25 protein-coding genes and 1 tRNA gene are annotated in these 19,618 nt (G+C 58.8%); 7 read left to right on the top strand and 19 right to left on the bottom strand.

Going from position 1 to position 19,618, the window contains the following annotated elements:
- The first annotated feature begins 2 nt into the window (after positions 1-2).
- Positions 3-296 (top strand): helix-turn-helix domain-containing protein, encoded by a 294-nt coding sequence (locus PMI09_RS25285; RefSeq protein WP_037084025.1) that lies wholly within the window; start codon positions 3-5, stop codon positions 294-296.
- A gap of 27 nt (positions 297-323) precedes the next feature.
- Here the strand turns inward: PMI09_RS25285 and PMI09_RS25280 are convergent, their stop codons facing one another.
- From PMI09_RS25280 to PMI09_RS25260, 5 genes are all read right to left on the bottom strand, one after another.
- Positions 324-536 (bottom strand): hypothetical protein, encoded by a 213-nt coding sequence (locus PMI09_RS25280; protein WP_007801104.1) that lies wholly within the window; start codon positions 534-536, stop codon positions 324-326.
- A gap of 167 nt (positions 537-703) precedes the next feature.
- A complete protein-coding gene (locus PMI09_RS25275; protein ID WP_007801102.1) occupies positions 704-919 on the bottom strand; it encodes a hypothetical protein in 216 nt (71 codons plus the stop codon).
- Between the two features lie 238 nt (positions 920-1,157).
- Positions 1,158-1,234 (bottom strand) — tRNA-Pro (locus PMI09_RS25270).
- A gap of 400 nt (positions 1,235-1,634) precedes the next feature.
- Positions 1,635-2,504 carry a hypothetical protein gene (locus PMI09_RS25265; RefSeq protein WP_007801098.1) on the bottom strand — a complete coding sequence of 290 codons (870 nt, stop codon included), beginning with the start codon at positions 2,502-2,504 and terminating at the stop codon, positions 1,635-1,637.
- 238 nt (positions 2,505-2,742) lie between these two features.
- Positions 2,743-3,441 (bottom strand): hypothetical protein, encoded by a 699-nt coding sequence (locus PMI09_RS25260; protein ID WP_007801096.1) that lies wholly within the window; start codon positions 3,439-3,441, stop codon positions 2,743-2,745.
- A 580-nt stretch (positions 3,442-4,021) separates the two neighbouring features.
- Here PMI09_RS25260 and PMI09_RS30690 point away from each other — a divergent pair.
- Both PMI09_RS30690 and PMI09_RS31505 read left to right on the top strand, forming a co-directional pair.
- On the top strand, positions 4,022-4,456 hold the full coding sequence (locus tag PMI09_RS30690) for a CAP domain-containing protein (protein WP_081499116.1): 435 nt from the start codon (positions 4,022-4,024) through the stop codon (positions 4,454-4,456).
- Between the two features lie 119 nt (positions 4,457-4,575).
- Positions 4,576-4,770 (top strand): hypothetical protein, encoded by a 195-nt coding sequence (locus PMI09_RS31505; RefSeq protein WP_132592224.1) that lies wholly within the window; start codon positions 4,576-4,578, stop codon positions 4,768-4,770.
- A gap of 6 nt (positions 4,771-4,776) precedes the next feature.
- Here the strand turns inward: PMI09_RS31505 and PMI09_RS25255 are convergent, their stop codons facing one another.
- The 7 genes from PMI09_RS25255 to PMI09_RS25225 all read right to left on the bottom strand — a co-directional run bounded on the left by PMI09_RS25255 (position 4,777) and on the right by PMI09_RS25225 (position 10,060).
- A complete protein-coding gene (locus PMI09_RS25255) occupies positions 4,777-5,442 on the bottom strand; it encodes an HAD family hydrolase (RefSeq protein ID WP_007801091.1) in 666 nt (221 codons plus the stop codon).
- Between the two features lie 114 nt (positions 5,443-5,556).
- A complete protein-coding gene (locus tag PMI09_RS25250; RefSeq protein WP_007801089.1) occupies positions 5,557-6,099 on the bottom strand; it encodes a MerR family transcriptional regulator in 543 nt (180 codons plus the stop codon).
- Between the two features lie 218 nt (positions 6,100-6,317).
- Positions 6,318-6,656: an integration host factor subunit alpha gene (locus tag PMI09_RS25245; RefSeq protein ID WP_007801086.1), complete on the bottom strand. Its 339-nt coding sequence runs from the start codon at positions 6,654-6,656 to the stop codon at positions 6,318-6,320.
- Positions 6,657-6,763: 107 nt separating this feature from the next.
- Complete coding sequence (locus PMI09_RS25240) at positions 6,764-7,735, bottom strand: beta-ketoacyl-ACP synthase III (RefSeq protein ID WP_007801084.1); 972 nt, start codon at positions 7,733-7,735, stop codon at positions 6,764-6,766.
- A gap of 19 nt (positions 7,736-7,754) precedes the next feature.
- Positions 7,755-8,801, bottom strand: a complete 1,047-nt coding sequence (plsX, locus tag PMI09_RS25235) for a phosphate acyltransferase PlsX (protein ID WP_007801081.1) — start codon at positions 8,799-8,801, stop codon at positions 7,755-7,757.
- A 103-nt stretch (positions 8,802-8,904) separates the two neighbouring features.
- Complete coding sequence (locus PMI09_RS25230; RefSeq protein WP_007801079.1) at positions 8,905-9,459, bottom strand: YceD family protein; 555 nt, start codon at positions 9,457-9,459, stop codon at positions 8,905-8,907.
- Between the two features lie 10 nt (positions 9,460-9,469).
- On the bottom strand, positions 9,470-10,060 hold the full coding sequence (locus PMI09_RS25225) for a ubiquinol-cytochrome C chaperone family protein (RefSeq protein ID WP_193385421.1): 591 nt from the start codon (positions 10,058-10,060) through the stop codon (positions 9,470-9,472).
- A 179-nt stretch (positions 10,061-10,239) separates the two neighbouring features.
- Between PMI09_RS25225 and PMI09_RS25220 the strand changes: the two genes are divergently transcribed.
- Positions 10,240-10,776, top strand: a complete 537-nt coding sequence (locus tag PMI09_RS25220) for an outer membrane protein assembly factor BamE (RefSeq protein WP_007801076.1) — start codon at positions 10,240-10,242, stop codon at positions 10,774-10,776.
- Positions 10,777-10,844: 68 nt separating this feature from the next.
- Here the strand turns inward: PMI09_RS25220 and PMI09_RS25215 are convergent, their stop codons facing one another.
- The 3 genes from PMI09_RS25215 to PMI09_RS25205 form a co-directional block, all read right to left on the bottom strand.
- Positions 10,845-12,989 carry a sodium-translocating pyrophosphatase gene (locus tag PMI09_RS25215; protein ID WP_007801073.1) on the bottom strand — a complete coding sequence of 715 codons (2,145 nt, stop codon included), beginning with the start codon at positions 12,987-12,989 and terminating at the stop codon, positions 10,845-10,847.
- Between the two features lie 207 nt (positions 12,990-13,196).
- A complete protein-coding gene (gene nusB / locus PMI09_RS25210) occupies positions 13,197-13,679 on the bottom strand; it encodes a transcription antitermination factor NusB (RefSeq protein ID WP_007801071.1) in 483 nt (160 codons plus the stop codon).
- Positions 13,680-13,682: 3 nt separating this feature from the next.
- Positions 13,683-14,138 (bottom strand): 6,7-dimethyl-8-ribityllumazine synthase, encoded by a 456-nt coding sequence (locus PMI09_RS25205; protein ID WP_007801069.1) that lies wholly within the window; start codon positions 14,136-14,138, stop codon positions 13,683-13,685.
- 335 nt (positions 14,139-14,473) lie between these two features.
- Between PMI09_RS25205 and PMI09_RS25200 the strand changes: the two genes are divergently transcribed.
- The 3 genes from PMI09_RS25200 (at position 14,474) to PMI09_RS25190 (ending at position 15,988) form a co-directional block, all read left to right on the top strand.
- Entirely contained in the window at positions 14,474-14,824 is a 351-nt protein-coding gene (locus PMI09_RS25200) for a hypothetical protein (RefSeq protein ID WP_007801067.1), read from the top strand.
- 98 nt (positions 14,825-14,922) lie between these two features.
- Complete coding sequence (locus PMI09_RS25195; RefSeq protein WP_007801065.1) at positions 14,923-15,426, top strand: cupin domain-containing protein; 504 nt, start codon at positions 14,923-14,925, stop codon at positions 15,424-15,426.
- Between the two features lie 25 nt (positions 15,427-15,451).
- A complete protein-coding gene (locus tag PMI09_RS25190; RefSeq protein ID WP_037084043.1) occupies positions 15,452-15,988 on the top strand; it encodes a GNAT family N-acetyltransferase in 537 nt (178 codons plus the stop codon).
- Here the strand turns inward: PMI09_RS25190 and PMI09_RS25185 are convergent.
- Genes PMI09_RS25185 through glyA form a run of 4 tightly spaced genes read right to left on the bottom strand, consistent with a single transcriptional unit; the run spans position 15,951 to position 19,468 of the window.
- Positions 15,951-16,571 (bottom strand): riboflavin synthase, encoded by a 621-nt coding sequence (locus PMI09_RS25185; protein WP_007801061.1) that lies wholly within the window; start codon positions 16,569-16,571, stop codon positions 15,951-15,953. The genes PMI09_RS25190 and PMI09_RS25185 overlap by 38 nt on opposite strands.
- Complete coding sequence (ribD, locus tag PMI09_RS25180) at positions 16,571-17,680, bottom strand: bifunctional diaminohydroxyphosphoribosylaminopyrimidine deaminase/5-amino-6-(5-phosphoribosylamino)uracil reductase RibD (RefSeq protein WP_007801058.1); 1,110 nt, start codon at positions 17,678-17,680, stop codon at positions 16,571-16,573. The genes PMI09_RS25185 and ribD overlap by 1 nt, the downstream gene beginning before the upstream one ends.
- 3 nt (positions 17,681-17,683) lie before the next feature.
- On the bottom strand, positions 17,684-18,160 hold the full coding sequence (gene nrdR, locus PMI09_RS25175; protein ID WP_007801056.1) for a transcriptional regulator NrdR: 477 nt from the start codon (positions 18,158-18,160) through the stop codon (positions 17,684-17,686).
- Positions 18,161-18,169: 9 nt separating this feature from the next.
- Complete coding sequence (glyA, locus tag PMI09_RS25170) at positions 18,170-19,468, bottom strand: serine hydroxymethyltransferase (RefSeq protein WP_007801054.1); 1,299 nt, start codon at positions 19,466-19,468, stop codon at positions 18,170-18,172.
- Between the last annotated feature and the right edge of the window lie 150 nt (positions 19,469-19,618).

Below are 19,618 nucleotides of genomic sequence, written 5' to 3'. Positions count from 1 at the left end.
TCATGATTACAGCCACACAAATGCGCGGTGCCCGCGCCATGACCGGAATGAGCATCGAGCAACTGGCAGCCGCATCCGGGTTGCCCGCTGCCACCATCGAAACAATGGAACGCGACGAGCAGGACGGGGAGCCACACGCATTGCTCGCCGTCAAGCAAGCGCTTGAAGCGGCGGGCATTATCTTTATTGCCAGCGGCAATCACGACGAAGGCGGACCGGGGGTGAGATTGCGGGCGCGCACGGGGGGCGATGAAGGCATCCGCCCGGAAAACCTCAACGCTGCGAACGACGATTAATCCAGTATCTTTCTTGGAGACCCGAGATTACAAATAGGCCTTTGCGAGAGCCGAAAGCTTGCCCTGGTCTCTGACGCCCTGTCGATAGAGCTGGATCAGAAGCGCGCCGATAGTCTCGGCGGCCGAGGTGTTCCGCTCGAGCCCCCTGTCCTTACAGACATCGTCAAGCACCCCGGACAAAAGATCGAGATCGTCCGAGAAAAGCGGCAGGTCACGCGGAAGAACTGGGGATTTGAGCATGACGCCACAGGTCCCATCAATACCAGCAACATTGTCATCGACCGCCCATCCATAGCCGACGATGCGGCCACTATGCGCGCGAGCCGGCAATTTATCAACCGAACATTTCTCGCGGAAACATTTATGTGAATGGCGTAGGCCAAGCCTGCCGATGGGCGAGTTCTGCCTCAGTTCTTCAGCTGCTCCGAGGCAAGCTGCGACTGGAGCGAGCCCTCAATGATGATCCTTGCGCTGACCTTGACGACATAGGTCTCGGCCAGTTCGGTCAGCGCCAGCGCGACTTCGTGCTCCGGCCAACCCGACGACACGGCCTTCTCAACCAGAGCCCCAAAGGGCTCCGATAGCGCTTCCCGGCATGTTTTGCTCGTCTCGCGGTCTACCATGCGTCATCCACCAGCATTTGCGGGACATATATTACAGAAAACTAATAATTATTCGAGTTACCACGACAAATTTCTGACAGCGGTATTTCCGTTGAGCCTCAACAGGCAGCCATCAGCATCGGAAATACTGCCGGAACAACGCGATTGCGTCGGCGCCGCACAATTGATTCGTCGACAAGTACCATCAAGGAGGCGAGATGACCTTCGGGCTTCTGGGGGTGCCGAAGGTTGATGTAAATGGTCGGGGCGACTGGACTCGAACCAGCGACCCCTTGACCCCCAGTCAAGTGCGCTACCGGGCTGCGCTACGCCCCGACCTGCCAAAACGGCCTGATCCTGTTAGTCTTTTGGGATTCCACACGCAAGAGGAAAATCGCCACCGGTGAATAAAAAGGAATAAGCGCGCTTCAACACAGAAAATCCCGGGGAGATCCGACGGGCAGCTCGCTTCCATTCTCATCCGAAGTCAACGACGCCGACTGGGCCAATTGGAGATGCCGTTCGCAACATGGCAGGCGCTCAGCAGCGCGCCACCTGGTGGTTTTCACAAAGCCAGCCAATCAACCGAATGTGCAGACGGACGTAAGGGCTGCCAGTGTTCCCGGTTGAGATCCCTTGATGGATAGTTTCACTTGTGAACGGCTTCCGTGGCGCGCCGTCGATGATTGATATGCCGAAGTGCAGCGAGCCCAATTCCGGTGAGACGCGATGGATCCTATTTTTGTTCCATCGCCTCCCATTGCCGTTCCTTGCGCGTCTTTGGCTTTAGCCGCTTGTAGGTTCTTTCAACGAAACGGAGGAATCTCGTCACATGCATCAGCTTGTCAACGAATGAGCTCAAATTCACGAGACGCTCCGCCAGCACCTCGTTTGCCGTGAAAGCGATCTCGGCAGGAGAGTATTCTGGAAAGTGTGCGGAAAGCTCTGCATAGGAATTGGTTCGCTCGCGGCCAATAATGTCGATCTTCCCGCGCCGATACATTAGTCGCAAGACCACTTGTTCGAACGTCCAGTCATGAACGTCAAGAACCTGATAGCGCTCGCTTCGCTTGGACGAAAAGCCGGCCAGAGTGACCGTTACTCCCAGTTGGAGATTGGCGAGCCAAAAGCACAATGCAAATCCCGTGGTTGGCAGACTTGCAGTTGGATAAAACGGAGCGAACACATCCGTCAGATCCAGATGCCTGACTTTCACATCACCAAATGCGGAAGCTGGGCTGAACTTTTCGCTGTCACCGATGGTCAGATTGATGATCCCAAGGAAGCTACTTTTATCAAAGTACTGGAGAACCTTGGATACTTTGCCGCTTTTGACAAGGTTGGCTCCCAGAGCTCCGCTTCGCGACACCAAAAGGGCATTGCGCGTAAACGGTTTGCTCAGGACCTTGTAGACCTTGTTGAAGAAGATGAAGAGCGTCGTCTCAGGAAAGCGCGACGCAAGCTCGTCGATGTCGACCTCGTCGCTATTTGCCACCAAGACGATCTCGCTGTAGCCGAGAAAAAACGATCTCCAGTCCTCCGTGTTGATTTCCACTGGAGGAGTCGCGTTCATCGTTTCAAGATCGCTAGCGCCAGATCTGCTCATCGTTCAAACCATGTTTGTGTTGTCGTGCTAAAGGAACGCGTGGAGGCAGTTGCGCGATCGCCGTTCTCCGTTTCACTTCTTCGCCTGCCCCAGTTTTCACCAGGCGCTCCGGCGCTCCCACATAGACGCCAAAAGGCACCGTATCCTTTCACCACACTGTTCGTCCCTATATGGCGCCTCGGGCGCTCCCGCGCCGATCCAATGAACGAAGCTTGACGAAAAAGCCGAGATTCAAGCGTCACACCGGGGCGAACTGCGGATCGATCGCGAGCGCCTTGTCGAGCCACTTTTGAGCATACTCGACATCCTGCCAGTTCTTGAACCAAGGGCCGCCGTTGGTGTAGTGAACGCCCTTCGGATAGCCGGCGGACGGCTTTGAGCTCCAGCCTTCCAGCCAGTTCCACTCTTCCGGAATTTCTCCGATCTCGCTGTCATCGGCCCATTGGAGACGATGAAGAAACGCGCCGGTTTCGGCGTTGATGCGTTCCGGCGTCAGGTTGCGGGTGGACGGATGGCCGCAATTGAAGAGCATGAACGACGACCAGTTCTTCCGCGGATAAGTTGTCTGGATCTTGCCATCCATCTTTACGCCTTCCTTCGGCGTGTAATCATGATGGACGCAGGCAACGGCCTGGTCTTCATTGCGATACTGCAGCAGGTCAGCGACGTCGCCAAAGAACAGGAAATCGCAATCGCAAAACAAAGCCCAGCCCTTGTAATCGGCAAGCCATGGCGTGAAGAAGCGGGAATAGGTAAATTCCGTTGATGCCAGCGGATCGACCGCGCGGGTGTAGACACCACGGTCGATTAGATCCTGCAGCTTGATTGGGTGTACATCGACCTCGATCGAGGCATGTTCGAGCAGCGATTCCTTCGCAACTTCATAGGCGATATCTTCGCGTGAATCCCAACCGATGTAGACTGATAAGTCTGCCATGCACACTCCCCTTTTCTTCAGTAGTCAGAAGCCGATGGAACACTCGGCGCTGTTCTTATCAGCGCCGATCATTGCTAGCTCGCGCATCGTAACGTCGAGCGTGAGAAGGGCTTCTCAAAGCTCAAATCTGATTTGAGCAAATGTGAACAACAAATGTAAACAGCAAAACTCACCTTAAACGACGAAAGATGTGGACACTTCGCGACCAGACGCGCGATTGATATTGGCATATCAGCAACTTCGAGGGATCGACGGTAGCAATCCCCCGGTCATGGGCCGATCCCACGGATGACCCGTTTCTGACCTAATTTCCTAGTGTATCGCCCGGATTGTCACCAACGACGCTTGGCACCTCGAGCGCCACGGCGAACAGACCTGTAACAACCCAATGTGGCTCGACTTTTTTACCGAACCTATGGAATCTCAAGCGCTCGGCGCCCTCTGCGGCAAAACACAGCCGGCCGTCCGCGCGATATAACAGTCCCGTGGCGCACCTCGGTTGCCAAGACCGCTTGCTTTGTGTCTGCTCCATGGCAGACCAGCCAAAGGCGAATCGTTGCCAAGATGGGGAAATCCGACCATGAAAACCCTAAAAACAATAGCAATTGTGGTTCTGAGTTCGGCATGCATAAGTGCGGCACAGCAGCCAACGACGATAGGCGATTTTGGCGCCCAGACGCTGACTCTCATCAATTCCTACAGGACGAGCCGTGGCCTATCTCCCCTCGCCGCAAATGGCACTTTGAAAGCGTTGGCCCGGCAACATAGCCGGTACCAAGCAGCTCGAAGAACCATCAGCCACGATGGCTTCCGCCAGAGATCGGCTCAAGCCAGAGCTGCGGGCCTCAGTGTGGTGTGTTCGGAAAACGTCGGTGTTGGATATATGACTCCACAGCAGCTTTTTTCTGGCTGGAGGAGTTCCCCGGGCCATAACACGAACCTGCTTCGACCTAACCTGCGATATGCGGGAGTATCCGTGGTCGGAGGCTACTCGACTTTCTTCGCTTGTCGATAGTTTTGCCTTCGCCTGCGAACCGCAGGAAACTGCCGCTATTGGCAGGTAGCTCAAAAGGCTTGCTCGATCCGCCCTACCCGACTAAGAGACCTGCGAAACGCAAGACTTTGGATAAGAACATGCAGATCGAGATCCCCTGCCCGAAATGCAGGAACACCCGAATGAAGTTCGAGCGACCCGAGCCGCTCGACACCGATATACTTATCTGCTTCACCTGCGGCCACGAACTGGGAACACTGGGTTCGGTCAAGGCAAAGATGCTTGCTGCCTTCGAGCGCATGAAGAAGCAGGCGCAGCAACAGCGCAAGCACTAGCAGCAGCTATTTGACCAACGCAACGCGGCCGTCGGGGCCGCTGTCGACACGCCAACCCCGATAATCGGGGATCGAAAAGTGCGGCGTTGCGAACGGCGTCGTATGCGTTTCTGTAATGACCGTCACATCTGCCCCCGCCGCTTCGCCTGCGAGAATACCGGCAACGGCATCTTCGAACACCAGGCATTTCGTCGGATCGACTCCGAGGCGTTTGGCGCCCAGCAGGTAGCATTCCGGGCTCGGTTTGCCGGCCGCCACTTCTTCACCGCTTACCATTGCTACCGGTGTGGGAATGCCAGCCGCTGCCATGCGGCGCCTGGCGAGTTCGATCGGTGCCGACGTTACGATCGCCCACTTTTCCGGCGGAATGCCGTTCAGGAAATCGATAGCGCCGGGAATCGCGACGATGCCCCCAACATCTTCCATCTCCTCCTTCAGCAATTGCCTTGCCTCATACTCCGGATCTACGCCTGGCAGCGCCAGTTGCCGAATGACGTCGGACGCGCGAATGCCGTGGATCGTCTTGAGGAAGACCTCCGGCTCGAAGCCATACCGGATCGCCCATTCGCTCCAGACGCGTTCGACCACCGCAATGGAATTCAAGAGCGTGCCGTCCATATCGAACAGGAAGGCGTCGTAGAATTTGCCGGGAACGGAATGAGAGGCGGTCACGAAAGTTTCCCTGGTACTGACTGATATTGAACTCGGCCAACTGCTGTGAACCCGGCAGAGGCTGCGCCCGAAGACGCGCGACGTTTCACTCACTAAGCCAAAGGCGCCTGGCGCTCAGCGAACCTGGTCCAGCAAGCGCTTGCATTCGAGGAGATCGTAGAGTGCTTCCTGGAGCAGAGCCCGATCCTCCTTACCGATGCTCGACTTGCCGATCGAAACTTCGGGAGATTCTTCATCGCCACCGCCAAAATTAAAAAACCGGCGGGTGATCGGTGGTTTCGCGCGGCCGACGAGCTGATCCTCCTCGGACATCCCGACCCGCGGTTCGGCGGCATCGGCGCCCTCCTGCTGGCCGCCCGTCAATGCCTGAACGCTGGCAAGGTCGCCATGTCCGATCGCTATGACGAACTTGTTGCCATTGGTCTTCAAGAGCTTCTGCACACCCTTGATGGTATAGCCGTGATCATAGAGCAGGTGCCGGATGCCCTTCAGGAGATCGACATCCTCGGGCCTGTAGTAACGTCGGCCGCCGCCGCGCTTCATCGGCTTGATCTGCGGAAACCGCGTTTCCCAGAAGCGCAGGACATGCTGTGGAAGGTCTAGGTCGTCCGCCACCTCGCTGATGGTGCGGAACGCATCGGGGCTCTTATCCAACATCCTTACTCCCTACGCGGTCTCGGGGCGTGCCGCGCGTCTGTTCGGCTGATAAGACGCGGCTGTATCTCACGAACGCCAGAACCGAGCCGCGACTCATCATATTTCAACGGTTTGACGCCGTGAATTCAAGTCACGTCTTGAATACCGCACAGATCGTTCAGGGAAGATTATAGTTGTTGTCGGCAAACGAGAGAACGATTCTCTCTTTTTGGGTCCGATCAGGAGGCCGGATTGGCGGTCTTCTGCTTGGTCTTGCGGAGGGTATGCGCCTTGAGAATCCGCGTCTTCAAGACATTCGACGCCTTGAAGGTCATGACGCGGCGGGGAGAGATCGGCACTTCCTCGCCGGTCTTGGGGTTACGTCCGATGCGCTCATTTTTGTCGCGCACCTGGAAGGTCGCAAAAGACGAAAGCTTGACAGTTTCGCCGCGAACAATCGCGTTACAAATCTCGTCGATGACAGTTTCCACGAGCTCAGCAGATTCGGTTCTCGAAAGACCGACCTTGCGAAAAACCGATTCCGCCAGGTCTGCTCGCGTCACTGTCTTTCCGGTCATGGTTTCCCCGCCCATTTGCCAATTATATTATGAAAGCGAATAAAGAGTATTTGTCTTGCGCCTCACGGTCAAGCTCTTGTTCGTCGGTAGTTTTTTGGATTTTCGGGTTACCAGCGCAGGAGTGCGGCGCCCCAGGTAAAGCCGCCGCCCATCGCTTCCAGCATCACCAGATCGCCTTCCTTGATGCGGCCATCGCCGGCAGCCGTCGCCAGCGCGAGCGGAATCGAGGCGGCAGAGGTGTTGCCGTGAAGATCAACCGTAACGACTACTTTCTCTGGAGCAATATGCAACTTCTTGGCGGAACCATCGATGATGCGACGATTGGCCTGGTGCGGCACGAGCCAGTCGAGATCGTCAGCAGTCGTCCCTGTCGCGTCGAAGGCAGCCTGAATGACGTCGGTGATCATGCCGACCGCATATTTGAAGACTTCGCGGCCTTCCATGCGAAGCTTGCCAACTGTGCCAGTCGTCGAGGGGCCACCATCCACGTAAAGCTTTTCCTTGTGGGAGCCGTCGGAACGCAGATGCGCCGTCAGCACGCCGCGATCGACGGTCGTGCCCTCGCCTTCCGCAGCTTCCAGCACGATTGCGCCGGCGCCGTCGCCGAAGAGGACGCAGGTCGTGCGATCGTTCCAGTCGAGAATGCGCGAGAAGGTCTCGGCGCCGATCACCAGCACACGCTTGGCGAGACCGCCCCTGATATAGGCGTCGGCGGTCGTCACTGCGTAGACGAAGCCCGTGCACACGGCCTGCACGTCGAAGGCAAAGCCATGGTGCATGCCCAGTCGGTTCTGGATATTGACGGCAGTCGCCGGAAAGGTGTTATCGGGCGTTGAGGTGGCACAGATGATGACATCGATGTCGGCCGGGGTCAGACCAGCCCGGTCGAGCGCTGCGCGCGCTGCCGCTTCGCCGAGCGACGAAGTCGTCTCGCCCTCGCCGGCAATGTAGCGCTGGCGGATGCCAGTGCGCTGGACAATCCATTCGTCTGATGTGTCCACGACATCTTCCATGTCGCGATTGGTCATAACGCGTTTCGGAAGTGCGGCTCCGAACCCGCGAACAACTGAACGGATCATATTGCTTAAACCTCGTCGCTCATGCGGCTTCCGGCCCGATCGGGGGCAGCCGCTTGGCATGATACTTTTGAAGATCGTTTTCTATTTTCTGATTGAGGCCATTCTTGGCCATGTCGTAGCCGACCTCGATGGCTGCAGCGATGCCCTCGGCGCTGGCGCCGCCGTGGCTCTTGATGACGACGCCGTTGAGGCCAAGGAAGACGCCGCCGTTAACCCGGCTCGGATCCATCTTTTCGCGCAGCATGTCGAACGCGCCTTTGGCGAAGAAGTAGCCGATCTTGGCAAGCAGCGTGCGCGACATTGCGGCGCGCAGATACTCGCTGATCTGGCGCGCAGTGCCTTCGGCCGCCTTCAGCGCGATGTTGCCGGAGAAGCCTTCGGTCACGACGACGTCGACGGTCCCCTTGCCGAGATCGTTTCCTTCGACGAAGCCATAGTACTCGAGCGAGTCGATGTTCGCCTCGCGGAGCAGCCGCCCCGCCTCCTTCACCTCTTCCTGCCCCTTGATCTCTTCGACACCGACGTTCAGCAAGCCGATCGTCGGACGTTCGATCTCAAACAGCGCGCGGGCCATTGCCCCACCCATGAGGGCGAAATCCATCAACTGCTGCGAATCCGCGCCGATCGTCGCGCCGACGTCGAGAACGATGCTTTCGCCCTTCAGCGTCGGCCAGATGGCGGCGATCGCCGGCCGCTCGATATTGGCCATCGTGCGCAGACAGAACTTGGCCATCGCCATGAGGGCGCCGGTATTGCCGGCCGACACGGCAACGTCGGCCTCCTTCGTCTTCACCGCCTCGATCGTCCGCCACATGGTGGAGACATAACGACCGCGGCGAAGCGCCTGACTCGGCTTCTCGTCCATACGGACGGCCAGTTCGCAATCGTGGAAGACAGTCTTTTCCTTAAGCTTTGGAAACCTGTCGAGAACCGGCTCGCACTGTTCCTTCAAACCATACATCACGAAGGAAATATCGGGATGTCTTTCCAGTGCCTTGGCGGCGCCGGGGATGACAACCTGGGGACCATGGTCGCCACCCATGAGGTCGATAGAAATTCTGATCACGCGTCCCTGATCCTTATTTTTCGCCTCCGGCGGGCGAAATTTCGGCCAAAATACCGGTTTTCCCGTCGCTTACAACTGAATTGTGTCAAATCCCCAACGGCGTTCAGTCCTTTTTCCAATCCTTCAACACGGCGAAGGCGGACGGCTTTTTATCATTCTCTCCAGTGTCTTCTACGTGACCGCCGAACTCGACACCTGCCTTGCGGGGATAAGGATCTATCGCAAGAGCCGCGAATTCCGTCACGACCTCACCGGCATCGATTGTATCGCCGGTAAAGCTCTCGGGAAGGTCCGGACCGTCAGGATCGAGCACCATCTCACCGGCATCATTGGCTGGCCGACGCGCAAGCTTCGAATTTTCAGGCACGAAGATCTGCTCGAAGGTCTCATCGATGGCGGATGGAACCGGATCGAGGGTAACGACGCAGGATTGGACAATATTTGCCTGGACCCTGCCCTTCATGCGGATGCCGTCGCGCTTCCACCGAGCAATCTGAAGTTCGGCTTTGAGGCTGTCCACAGAAAGGACATTCCAACGCTCGGCGAGCGCCGCCAGTTCCCGCTTGTCGGCCTCCAGATGCACCTCGACAGGATTGGCCGATATATGACCGACATTTACGAGGTAAGAGAATGGCACGTCATCTCTCTTGTTCTTCATCGTCTTCTCCTCAGGCAACCTTCGGGAGCGTCGCCGAGCCTGTCGCGATGACGTCTTCCGACTGAGACAAAAGATGGTCCTCGGCCTCGAACATCCAGCCCGCGAGACCGCGCATATCGACCGGCTCGGTCGTCTTGGGATGGATGTTTCGGACAAGCGCAGCGGCAAGCCCTTCGGCATCCCTGGTGTCCATCGCCTTGGAGTAAGCCTCGAGGCGGCCATAGAACATGCCCGCCAGCTTCTTCATGCGTTTCGGCACGCTGTTGTCGCCGATCCCCAGTTCACGAATGGAGTAGTCGATGTCCTGGAAAAAGGCATCGACGATTTCCTGTGCGATTTCCTGGCCGCTCGTCTCAGAGGTTCGTGTGCGCCGGAAGAAGAGGATCATCACCGCGGAGAGCATTTCGAAGCGCCCCATGACCGTATCCGGCACATTCAGGCGCTCATAGAGTTCCGGCATCCGCGCGGCCGACGTTAATGCCTGATATTGCCGATCAACGATTGCCTGATTGTTGTTTTTCTTGCCAAAGAGCCCGAAGATCATCGTTTTTTCCGGAAAGGCCTCATTCTTGACGCCAAGCGGCGTCCGGCCTTGTTGCATGATTTCGAAAGCTGGTTTACCGAAGCAGGCGCGAATTGCAATGCCGAAGGTGGCCACTTTCGGGACAGCACCCCCATCTGTCCGCACGAGCCAACGGGACGTCTGACCCCGGAATGGCCACAATGGTTTTGCATCAGCGATCTGAGGCCGGTGGCTGCCATTCATAATTTAGGGAGTAGATGTCGTTGACGAAACGGTATTTCAAGTCTGACAAGAAATTCCTCAGCAATGCCGCCATTGCCATCATGATCGCCTCCGCCGGACTTTCGGGCTGCCAGACAGGAACCGTCCTTAATGGCGGGTATGTCGCCGACGAGCAGTCTCTGAATCTCGTCCCGGAAGGATCGAGCCGCGAGCAGGTTCTCCTATCCCTGGGCACGCCGTCAACGACGGCGACGTTCGATGGCGAAGTCTTCTATTACATCTCACAGCGCCGCGAGCGCTCCATGGCCTTCCAGAAGATGAAAGTCGTCGACCAGAGCGTTTTGGCGATCTATTTCGACAAGGACGGCATCGTTACGCGTCGCGCGAACTACACCCTCAAGGACGGCAAGGTTTTCGATACGATTACCCGCGTCACCCCGACAGGCGGCAAGGACTTCACCTTCCTGCAGCAACTCCTGTCCGGCGGCAGCGCCGCGAACGCTGCCAAGGGCCTCTTCGGTGGCGGCACCTCGCAGCCGGCCTCCCCGCAGAATCCGGCCAGCTTGCGCTAACGGGGATCGAACTCCCAAAGAAAAACCCGCCGGATCGCTCCGGCGGGTTTTTTTGTGTTCGTTCGCGGTTAACCTCGGGCCAGAACGGCAAGAAGCAGAAGCGCGACGATGTTGGTGATCTTGATCGCCGGATTGACGGCCGGACCCGCCGTGTCCTTGTAGGGATCGCCGACCGTGTCACCGGTCACCGAAGCCTTGTGGGCATCCGATCCCTTCATGTGGCGAACGCCGTCCTTGTCGACGAAACCGTCCTCGAAGCTCTTTTTGGCGTTGTCCCAGGCGCCACCGCCCGAGGTCATCGAGATCGCGACGAACAGGCCGTTGACGATCACGCCAAGCAGCGATGCGCCCAGTGCCGCGAAAGCCGATGCCTTGTCGCCGCCGGAAATGAGCAGGATGCCGAAATAGACGACGATCGGCGCCAGCACCGGCAGCAGCGATGGGATGACCATCTCGCGGATCGCTGCCTTGGTGAGCAGGTCCACGGCCCGGCCGTAGTCTGGCCGTTCAGTGCCTTCCATGATGCCCGGTTTTTCGCGGAATTGCCTGCGCACTTCCTCGACGATCGAGCCGGCGGCACGACCCACTGCGGTCATCGCGATGCCACCGAACAGGTATGGGATGAGGCCGCCGAAGATTAGGCCGGCAACGACATAGGGGTTAGACAGGCTGAAGGAAATTTCGCCGACGCCGTTGAAGTACGGATACTGGCTGGGATTGGCGGCGAAATATTGCAGGTCGTTGGCATAGGCGGCGAAGAGGACCAGCGCACCGAGACCAGCGGAACCGATCGCGTAACCCTTCGTCACGGCCTTCGTCGTGTTGCCGACCGCGTCGAGCGCATCGGTCGACTTGCGCACCTCCGGCGGCAGATGCGCCATTTCGGCGATGCCGCCGGCATTGTCGGTGACCGGACCGAAGGCATCGAGCGCGACGATTATGCCCGCAAGGCCGAGCATGGTGGTGACCGCGATGCCTATGCCGAACAGGCCGCCGAACTGGTAGGTCGCCAGGATGCCGCCGACGATGACGATGGCGGGTAGCGCCGTCGATTCCAGCGAGACGGCAAGTCCCTGGATGACGTTCGTGCCGTGGCCGGTCACTGACGCCTGGGCGATCGAATTGACCGGTCGCTTGTTGGTGCCGGTGTAGTATTCGGTAATGACGACGATCAGTGCCGTAACGATGAGGCCGATCAATCCACAGGCGAACAGATTGGTTCCGGTCACCTCTGCGCCGCCGACGGTGCCGACTGAGCCCCAGCCGATCGTAAGCGACGTGGCGGCACCAAGACCAATGATCGAGAGCAGACCCGTGACGATCAGGCCCTTGTAGAGCGCGCCCATGATCGAACCGTTGCTGCCGAGCTTGACGAAGAATGTGCCAATGATCGAGGTGATGATGCACGCGCCGCAGATCGCAAGCGGATAGAGCATCGCCGATTGAAGAATGGGCGCCCCGGCGAAGAAGATCGCGGCGAGAACCATCGTTGCGACGACGGACACGACATAGGTTTCGAAAAGGTCTGCGGCCATACCGGCGCAATCGCCAACATTGTCGCCGACGTTATCGGCGATCGTGGCGGGGTTGCGCGGATCATCTTCCGGGATGCCCGCTTCGACCTTACCGACGAGGTCACCGCCGACGTCGGCGCCTTTGGTGAAGATGCCGCCGCCCAGACGGGCGAAGATCGAAATCAGCGACGCACCAAAGCCAAGCGCGACGAGTGAATCGACTACCTCGCGAGAGCTGCCTTCGTGCCCAAGCACGACAGTCAGAACGTAGTAGTAGATCGACACGCCAAGAAGCGCGAGACCGGCCACCAGAAGCCCGGTGATGGCACCCGACTTGAATGCGATTTCAAGGCCGGCCGCCAGGCTTTGAGATGCTGCCTGCGCCGTGCGGACGTTGGCGCGCACCGAGACGTGCATGCCGATGAAGCCGGCGGCGCCGGAGAGAACCGCGCCGATGAGGAACCCGATTGCAGCCGTGCCGGAGAGCAGCAGCCAGGCTGCAATGAAAACGACGATGCCGACGATTGCGATAGTCTTGTACTGGCGCGTCAGATACGCCTGCGCACCTTCACGAATATAGCCTGCAATTTCCTGCATACGCTTGTTGCCCTGATCGGCGGCAAGCACCGACCGGGTTGCCCAGATGGCATAGACCACCGAGAGCAGACCGCATGCTATTACCCATAAAAGAATGCTCATTTCGCTCTTTCCTCCAAAAGAGCCGGAGCTCACTCCCTCTCCGGCTGCGAATACGCCGACTCGATTTCCTCCCACAGAAATGCTGCAACGCCGCGCGGAGATTGCGTGGAGGAAAACGGCGCGTCAAGCCCGCAAACGCCAAAAGCCCTTGCAGCACAATGGGAACCGGGAGTTTCTGGAGGTCGGGGCCACGGCCCCGGCAAAACGCTACTTCTTGGCTTCGCCGCGAACCTGCTTCGCGATGCGGTCAAGCACCGCATTGACGAGCTTCGGTTCATCTTCGCTAAAGAAGGCCTGGGCAATCTCGACATATTCCGTCACGATGACCGCGACGGGAACATCCTTACGATCGAGGATCTCGAACACGCCGGCACGCAGGATCGCGCGGACCGTGCTATCGAGACGCGACAGCGCCCAGTCGTCCTGCAAAGCGGAGGCGATCAGCGGATCAAGTCGACGCTGTTCTCGTACGACGCCGGAGACGATGGAGCGGAACCAGGAGGGGTCGGCCTTCAGATAGGTCTCGCCGTCGAGTTCCTGACCGAGGCGATGCGCCTCATACTCGGCGACGATTTCCAGGACGCCGGTACCGCCAATATCCATCTGGTAGAGCGCCTGAACGGCAGCCAGGCGCGCAGCACCTCGCTGGTTTGCGGTCTTGACGGGACGCTCCGAGTTCTCGTTGTTCATTCGTTATGCACCCAACTTTTTCTTCAGCTCGATCATCGTGAGAGCTGCGCGGGCGGCAAATCCGCCCTTGTCCTTGTCTGAACGGCGGGCGCGAGCCCAAGCCTGATCGTCATTCTCAACAGTCAGAATGCCATTGCCAATGGCAAGGGATTCGCTCACGGCCAGATCCATCAGCGCGCGCGAGGATTCATTCGACACGATATCGAAATGGTAGGTCTCGCCGCGGATGACCATGCCAAGGGCGACATACCCGTCATACTGCGTACCATCATTATCCGCTCCGTCGAGCGCCATGGCAATCGCCGCTGGAATCTCGAGAGCGCCGGGAACGGTGACGACCTCATAGGTCGCGCCGGCCTCTTTCAAAGCGAAGGTCGCGCCTTCAAGCAAGGCATCGGCCATGTCGTCGTAGAAGCGTGCTTCAACGATCAGAATGTGGGGAGCGGTTTCTCGCGCCATGCTTCACCTTCGGTAGCTAGAGGACTTCGCCAATCGGCAGGCCGCGGTCAAAACACGCCGCGACCCGAATGGCAAGCAAATTCCGAACTCGGTTTGGATGCGAAATCCGGAATCACGGCAGGGGCATGGTTGACAATCCTTGCATGGCCTTGCGCCGAAGGCAGCCCCGGCGCCTCGAAGATGGCAAATGAAGGGCGATCCGCATGAACAATTTGTAACTAAATTCCAGATACTTATTGGTTGAAGGCGGATGATCTGGACACCAATTTCATCTGTGTAACGCTGACGATCCACTGCCGACGGCCGATCGTCAGAGCAGATGAAAGGATACTCCCATGAATCGCGTTGCCGCCATCGCCTCCGCAGTCGCCACTCTTGCCTTCGCAGACGCCAGCCGTGCGGAAAGTCTGGATATGAACACCCCTTCGGGCATCGAACGAACGCTGCGCAGCTTCAGCGGCCGCAATCTCGATGTTCGGCAGGTGTACGATCACGGCGGCTCGGGAAATATCGGGGACCCCAAGTCCTTCGCCGCGCGCAGCGTAAACGACATCCAGATGATCCGTGCCGCTATTGCCGTCAACAAGCCTCTTGTGCATCAACTCAACGCCAGAGGCGTCCTGTTGGGTAACATCGTCAATGCCGACCAGGCCGCGGATGGCGGTATCACCGTCTACTATCGATGAAAGCAAGGGCGACAGCGGAAGCCTGTCGCCCTTACGATGCTTTGCGGTTGTATTTTCTCGCGGGATGGTGCCTCTTCTCCGGAAACAGGAGGGAGACAATGTCCACCGTATCGAAGCCCGTGATCAACATCGCCGATGTGGAGCTTGAACACTGGAAGCAGGGAGATCTGTATGAAAGCGCGGATGCCTCGTTTGGCTCGCTTCTCGGTCTCGCAGGTCTCGGCATAAGCTACAACGAAGTTCCGCCCGGCAAATCCAGCTGTCCGTTCCACAACCATCACGTGGAGGATGAGCTGTTTTTCATTATTGAGGGCACCGGCGAGTATCGCTTCGGCCCTGACCGCTACCCTATCCGGAAGGGTGACACACTCGGTGCGCCTGCCGGAGGACAAGAGACAGCCCACCAGATAATCAACACCGGTTCGACGCCTCTTATCTACCTCGGCATCTCGACAATGGCGAAGACCGAAATCGTCGAATATCCGGATTCCGGCAAATTTCTTGCCAAGACCAATCGCGACGGGGGACAAGCGAACCGCTTTCGCGTTATCGGCAGCGAGAGCGGTAAGTTGGACTACTGGGATGGTGAGCCCGGCGCATGACTTCCATCCGAGAGAGCACTTCGAAATGACAAGTATTCCGACCATCGAGACCGCGCGGCTATTGCTGCGACCGCACACCGTTGATGATTTTTCGGACTATGCGACGATGTGGAGCGATGAAGCGGTGGTGCGCTTCATCAGTGGTGTGCCCTCTACCCGTGAGCAAACCTGGGCACGCATGCTGCGCGTTGCGGGCATGTGGTATTACATGGGCTTCGGGTTTCTGGCGATCGAGGAAAAGCAGTCAGGGCGCTTCATCGGGGAAGCTGGCTTTCTCGACATGAAGCGGGACATGCATCCGCTCTCCACGGAAGGCACCCTGGAAACCGGTTGGGGTCTGATGCCCTTCGCGCAAGGACGCGGCTACGCCAGCGAAGCGCTGACGGCGCTGATTGCCTGGGCGGAAGAACGCTTCCCCTCCAAACCGACGACCTGCATCATCCACCCCGAGAACGACCGCTCGCTACGCCTAGCGCGCAAGCTCGGCTTCCGCGAAGTCCAGCGATGCAACTACAATGGAGACGTCATTCTGCTTGCGCGGTCGGGAACTCCGCCAGCCTAGCGGCATAGCGCGCCATGGTATCGACTTCGAAATTGACGAAGTCGCCTGCCTTGCGCTCGCCCCAGGTCGTGACCTCAAGCGTGTGACGGATCAGCAGGACGTCGAAATCCGTGCCGTCGACCGCATTGACCGTGAGCGACGTGCCGTCCAGGGCGATAGAGCCCTTGGGTGCAACAAACTTGGCGAGATGTTCAGGCGCGCGCAGGCGAAAGCGTGTAGCGTCACCCTCTTCGGTCACAGAGAGAATCTCTGCCTTGCCGTCGACGTGACCGGAAACGATGTGACCGCCGAGTTCGTCACCGATCTTCAGCGAACGCTCGAGATTGATGCGGCTACCTTCCTTCCACGTTCCGATTGTCGTCAGACGCAGAGCCTCTTCCCAGGCTTCGACCTCGAACCAGCGGCCGTTGCTGCCGTCGCTCGGCAGGCCGGTCACCGTCAGGCAGATGCCGCCGTGCGAGATCGAGGCGCCCATGTCGATGGTCGCCGGATCATAGGCAGTGGCGACACGCAGCTTGATGCCTTCCTTCAACGGGGAAACGGACTCTATCGTGCCGATGTCGGTGACAATTCCGGTAAACATCAAAGCTCTCTTTCGTATTCGTCCAGGCGGTCGTCGCCAAACATGAAGGTGCCCTTGCGCAGGAAACCCGATGGCATATCGGTGTTCGTCACCGGCGATTCAATACCGCCCTGCCCGATCACCGCAGGGCCTTGATAGAGCAGAATCCGGTCGACGTATCCGGCGTCAAGGAAGAGCCTTGCCGTCCGCGCACCACCTTCGACAACAAGCGAGGAAATGCCGCGCGAGGCGAGCGCAGGCAGCAGCTCGTCCAGGCGGTAGGGATTGCACTGGACGACTTCGACGCCAGCCCGATCGAGCGCGGCACGGCGCGCAAGAAAGGCCGCGTCCTCGCTTTCGTCGAAGCGGGGCGGCTCGGTTGCAACGACGATCAACGGCACCTGCTTGGCGGTCGCAACCAGCTTGCTATCGAGCGGCAAAGAGAGATCTTCGTCGAGCACGACCCGGATCGGCGAGCGGGTCTCAAGGCCTGGGGTGCGAACTGTCAGCAAGGGATCATCAGCAATCGCAGTACCTATCCCAACCAGAATCGCATCGGTTTCAGCGCGCAGCTTCTGCACCTCGGCGCGTGCGGCAGGCCCGGTAATTGCAATCTGCCCCTCGCCCTTTTTCCCGATCATACCGTCGGCAGAAACCGCAAGCTTGAGAGTCACGTACGGCCGGTTCTTTGTCTGCCGCGTGAGGTAGGCGGCAAGCGAACGCTTACCTTCATCTTCAAGAATTCCGGACTCGACCTCGATCCCGGCATCGCGCAGCATGGCAATGCCCCTGCCCGAGACGCGCGGATCCGGATCGGTCACGCTGATGACGACGCGACCGACGCCATAGGCAATCAGCGCCTCCACGCAGGGCGGCGTCTTGCCATGGTGCGAGCAAGGTTCGAGCGTCACATAGGCGGTGGCGCCGCGTGCCAGATCGCCGGCCCCGGCCAGAGCTTGCGGCTCCGCATGCGGGCGCCCGCCGACTGCCGTTACGCCACGGCCGACGATCTGCCCGTCACGAACGATGACGCAGCCGACCGAAGGATTGGTGGATGTCTGGCCGAGGTGCAGGAGACCCAGCCGGATCGCCTCTTGCATGAAACGCGCGTCGTTTTCCGAAGCGCTCATCAGCTAGTTGTCCAAGGGATCGCGAGCGATCTTGGCGTTGATCTCGGAAATCACTTTCTCGAAATCCTCGGCATGAGAGAAGTCCCGATAGACCGAAGCGTAGCGAACAAAGCCAACATCATCCAGACTCTTCAATGCTTCCAGCACCTGCAGACCGATCTGCTCGGAGCTGATCTCAACCTCGCCGGAGCTTTCAAGCCGTCGAACGATACCGGAGACCGCGCGCTCGATGCGGTCGCGGTCGACGGGGCGTTTGCGCAACGCGATCTCGAAAGAACGCACCAGCTTGTCGCGGTCGAAAGGCACCTTGCGGCCGGTCTTCTTGACGACCATCAGTTCGCGCAGTTGCACGCGCTCGAAGGTTGTGAAGCGACCGCCGCAGTCGGGACAGATACGCCTCCGGCGGATGGACGTGTTGTCCTCCGCCGGGCGTGAATCCTTGACCTGTGTGTCTTCCGATCCGCAAAATGGGCAGCGCATGCGCTACTCTTAGCCGATGTAGTCGTACATTGGGAAGCGGTTGGTCAGGTTGACAACCTTATCCCGCACGGCAGCTTCGACGGCTGCATTGCCTTCGTCGGAATTGGCGACCTTCAGGCCATCGAGAACCTCGACGATTAGGTTACCGATGTCCTTAAATTCCGCTTCCTTGAAGCCGCGCGTCGTGCCGGCAGGGGCGCCGAGACGAACGCCCGATGTGACGAAAGGCTTTTCGGGGTCGAATGGGATGCCATTTTTGTTGCAGGTGATGTAGGCCCGGCCGAGAGCTGCTTCGGCGCGCTTGCCAGTCGCGTTCTTCTTGCGAAGGTCGACGAGCATCAGGTGGTTGTCAGTGCCGCCCGAGACGACATCGAGCCCGCCAGCGATCAGGGTTTCGGCAAGTGCCCTGGCGTTCTTGACGACCTGGGCCGCGTAGTCCTTGAACTCAGGCTGCAGCGCTTCGCCGAAGGCAACGGCCTTGGCGGCGATGATATGCATCAGCGGGCCGCCCTGGAGACCCGGGAAGACGGCTGAGTTGAACTTCTTCGCCAAATCCTCGTCGTTGGTCAGGATCACGCCACCGCGCGGACCGCGCAGCGACTTGTGGGTCGTGGTCGTGGCAACGTGGCAATGCGGGAACGGCGACGGATGCTGGCCACCGGCAACGAGACCGGCGATGTGAGCCATATCAACCATGAGGTACGCGCCAACGGAGTCAGCAATCTCGCGGAAGCGCTTCCAGTCCCAGATGCGGGAATAAGCAGTACCGCCAGCGATGATGAGCTTCGGCTTGTGCTCTTCGGCCTTGCGGGCGACTTCGTCCATGTCGAGCAGGTTGTCGCCTTCGCGTACGCCGTAGGAAACGACATTGAACCACTTGCCGGACATATTGACCGGCGAGCCGTGCGTCAGGTGACCGCCCGAGTTGAGGTCGAGGCCCATGAAGGTGTCGCCCGGCTGCAGTAACGCGAGGAACACGGCCTGGTTCATCTGCGAACCGGAGTTCGGCTGAACGTTGGCGAAGTTGACGCCGAAGAGCTTCTTGGCGCGTTCGATCGCGAGCTCTTCAGCAATATCGACGAACTGGCAGCCGCCGTAGTAGCGCTTGCCCGGATAGCCTTCGGCGTACTTGTTCGTCATGATGGAGCCCTGGGCTTCCAGCACCGCACGGGAAACGATGTTTTCCGAAGCAATCAGCTCGATCTCATGCCGCTGGCGGCCGAGCTCCTTTTCGATCGCGCCGAAGATTTCCGGATCGGTGTCGGCGAGCGAGCGATTGAAGAAGGTCTGGGTGGAAGCATTTGTCATGGGCGGGCTCCTCAACTGGAATGCGCGAAGGTATTAGCGCCCCGCCCTGTCAAGGGCAATACGGAGAACGACATTTGCTAGGCAATCTACGCGCAACAAAAAACCGCGCCTCGAAAGACGCGGTCTTGAAAGCGAACGAGAGGCTCGAGC

Source organism: Rhizobium sp. CF122 (assembly GCF_000282035.1).
In the GTDB taxonomy this organism is placed as follows: Bacteria; Pseudomonadota; Alphaproteobacteria; order Rhizobiales; family Rhizobiaceae; genus Rhizobium.
Note: the sequence above shows the minus strand (reverse complement) of the source record. Positions and strands in the feature narration are given on the sequence as shown.

What these genes read in the sequence shown, in the direction of transcription:
- PMI09_RS25285 (WP_037084025.1), top strand. Translation starts at nt 3, where the DNA reads ATGATTACAGCCACACAAATGCGCGGTGCCCGCGCCATGACCGGAATG.
- PMI09_RS25280 (WP_007801104.1), bottom strand. Translation starts at nt 536, where the DNA reads ATGCTCAAATCCCCAGTTCTTCCGCGTGACCTGCCGCTTTTCTCGGAC.
- PMI09_RS25275 (WP_007801102.1), bottom strand. Translation starts at nt 919, where the DNA reads ATGGTAGACCGCGAGACGAGCAAAACATGCCGGGAAGCGCTATCGGAG.
- PMI09_RS25265 (WP_007801098.1), bottom strand. Translation starts at nt 2,504, where the DNA reads ATGAGCAGATCTGGCGCTAGCGATCTTGAAACGATGAACGCGACTCCT.
- PMI09_RS25260 (WP_007801096.1), bottom strand. Translation starts at nt 3,441, where the DNA reads ATGGCAGACTTATCAGTCTACATCGGTTGGGATTCACGCGAAGATATC.
- PMI09_RS30690 (WP_081499116.1), top strand. Translation starts at nt 4,022, where the DNA reads ATGAAAACCCTAAAAACAATAGCAATTGTGGTTCTGAGTTCGGCATGC.
- PMI09_RS31505 (WP_132592224.1), top strand. Translation starts at nt 4,576, where the DNA reads ATGCAGATCGAGATCCCCTGCCCGAAATGCAGGAACACCCGAATGAAG.
- PMI09_RS25250 (WP_007801089.1), bottom strand. Translation starts at nt 6,099, where the DNA reads ATGTTGGATAAGAGCCCCGATGCGTTCCGCACCATCAGCGAGGTGGCG.
- PMI09_RS25245 (WP_007801086.1), bottom strand. Translation starts at nt 6,656, where the DNA reads ATGACCGGAAAGACAGTGACGCGAGCAGACCTGGCGGAATCGGTTTTT.
- PMI09_RS25240 (WP_007801084.1), bottom strand. Translation starts at nt 7,735, where the DNA reads ATGATCCGTTCAGTTGTTCGCGGGTTCGGAGCCGCACTTCCGAAACGC.
- PMI09_RS25230 (WP_007801079.1), bottom strand. Translation starts at nt 9,459, where the DNA reads ATGAAGAACAAGAGAGATGACGTGCCATTCTCTTACCTCGTAAATGTC.
- PMI09_RS25225 (WP_193385421.1), bottom strand. Translation starts at nt 10,060, where the DNA reads ATGCAACAAGGCCGGACGCCGCTTGGCGTCAAGAATGAGGCCTTTCCG.
- PMI09_RS25220 (WP_007801076.1), top strand. Translation starts at nt 10,240, where the DNA reads ATGTCGTTGACGAAACGGTATTTCAAGTCTGACAAGAAATTCCTCAGC.
- PMI09_RS25215 (WP_007801073.1), bottom strand. Translation starts at nt 12,989, where the DNA reads ATGAGCATTCTTTTATGGGTAATAGCATGCGGTCTGCTCTCGGTGGTC.
- nusB (WP_007801071.1), bottom strand. Translation starts at nt 13,679, where the DNA reads ATGAACAACGAGAACTCGGAGCGTCCCGTCAAGACCGCAAACCAGCGA.
- PMI09_RS25205 (WP_007801069.1), bottom strand. Translation starts at nt 14,138, where the DNA reads ATGGCGCGAGAAACCGCTCCCCACATTCTGATCGTTGAAGCACGCTTC.
- PMI09_RS25200 (WP_007801067.1), top strand. Translation starts at nt 14,474, where the DNA reads ATGAATCGCGTTGCCGCCATCGCCTCCGCAGTCGCCACTCTTGCCTTC.
- PMI09_RS25195 (WP_007801065.1), top strand. Translation starts at nt 14,923, where the DNA reads ATGTCCACCGTATCGAAGCCCGTGATCAACATCGCCGATGTGGAGCTT.
- PMI09_RS25190 (WP_037084043.1), top strand. Translation starts at nt 15,452, where the DNA reads ATGACAAGTATTCCGACCATCGAGACCGCGCGGCTATTGCTGCGACCG.
- PMI09_RS25185 (WP_007801061.1), bottom strand. Translation starts at nt 16,571, where the DNA reads ATGTTTACCGGAATTGTCACCGACATCGGCACGATAGAGTCCGTTTCC.
- ribD (WP_007801058.1), bottom strand. Translation starts at nt 17,680, where the DNA reads ATGAGCGCTTCGGAAAACGACGCGCGTTTCATGCAAGAGGCGATCCGG.
- nrdR (WP_007801056.1), bottom strand. Translation starts at nt 18,160, where the DNA reads ATGCGCTGCCCATTTTGCGGATCGGAAGACACACAGGTCAAGGATTCA.
- glyA (WP_007801054.1), bottom strand. Translation starts at nt 19,468, where the DNA reads ATGACAAATGCTTCCACCCAGACCTTCTTCAATCGCTCGCTCGCCGAC.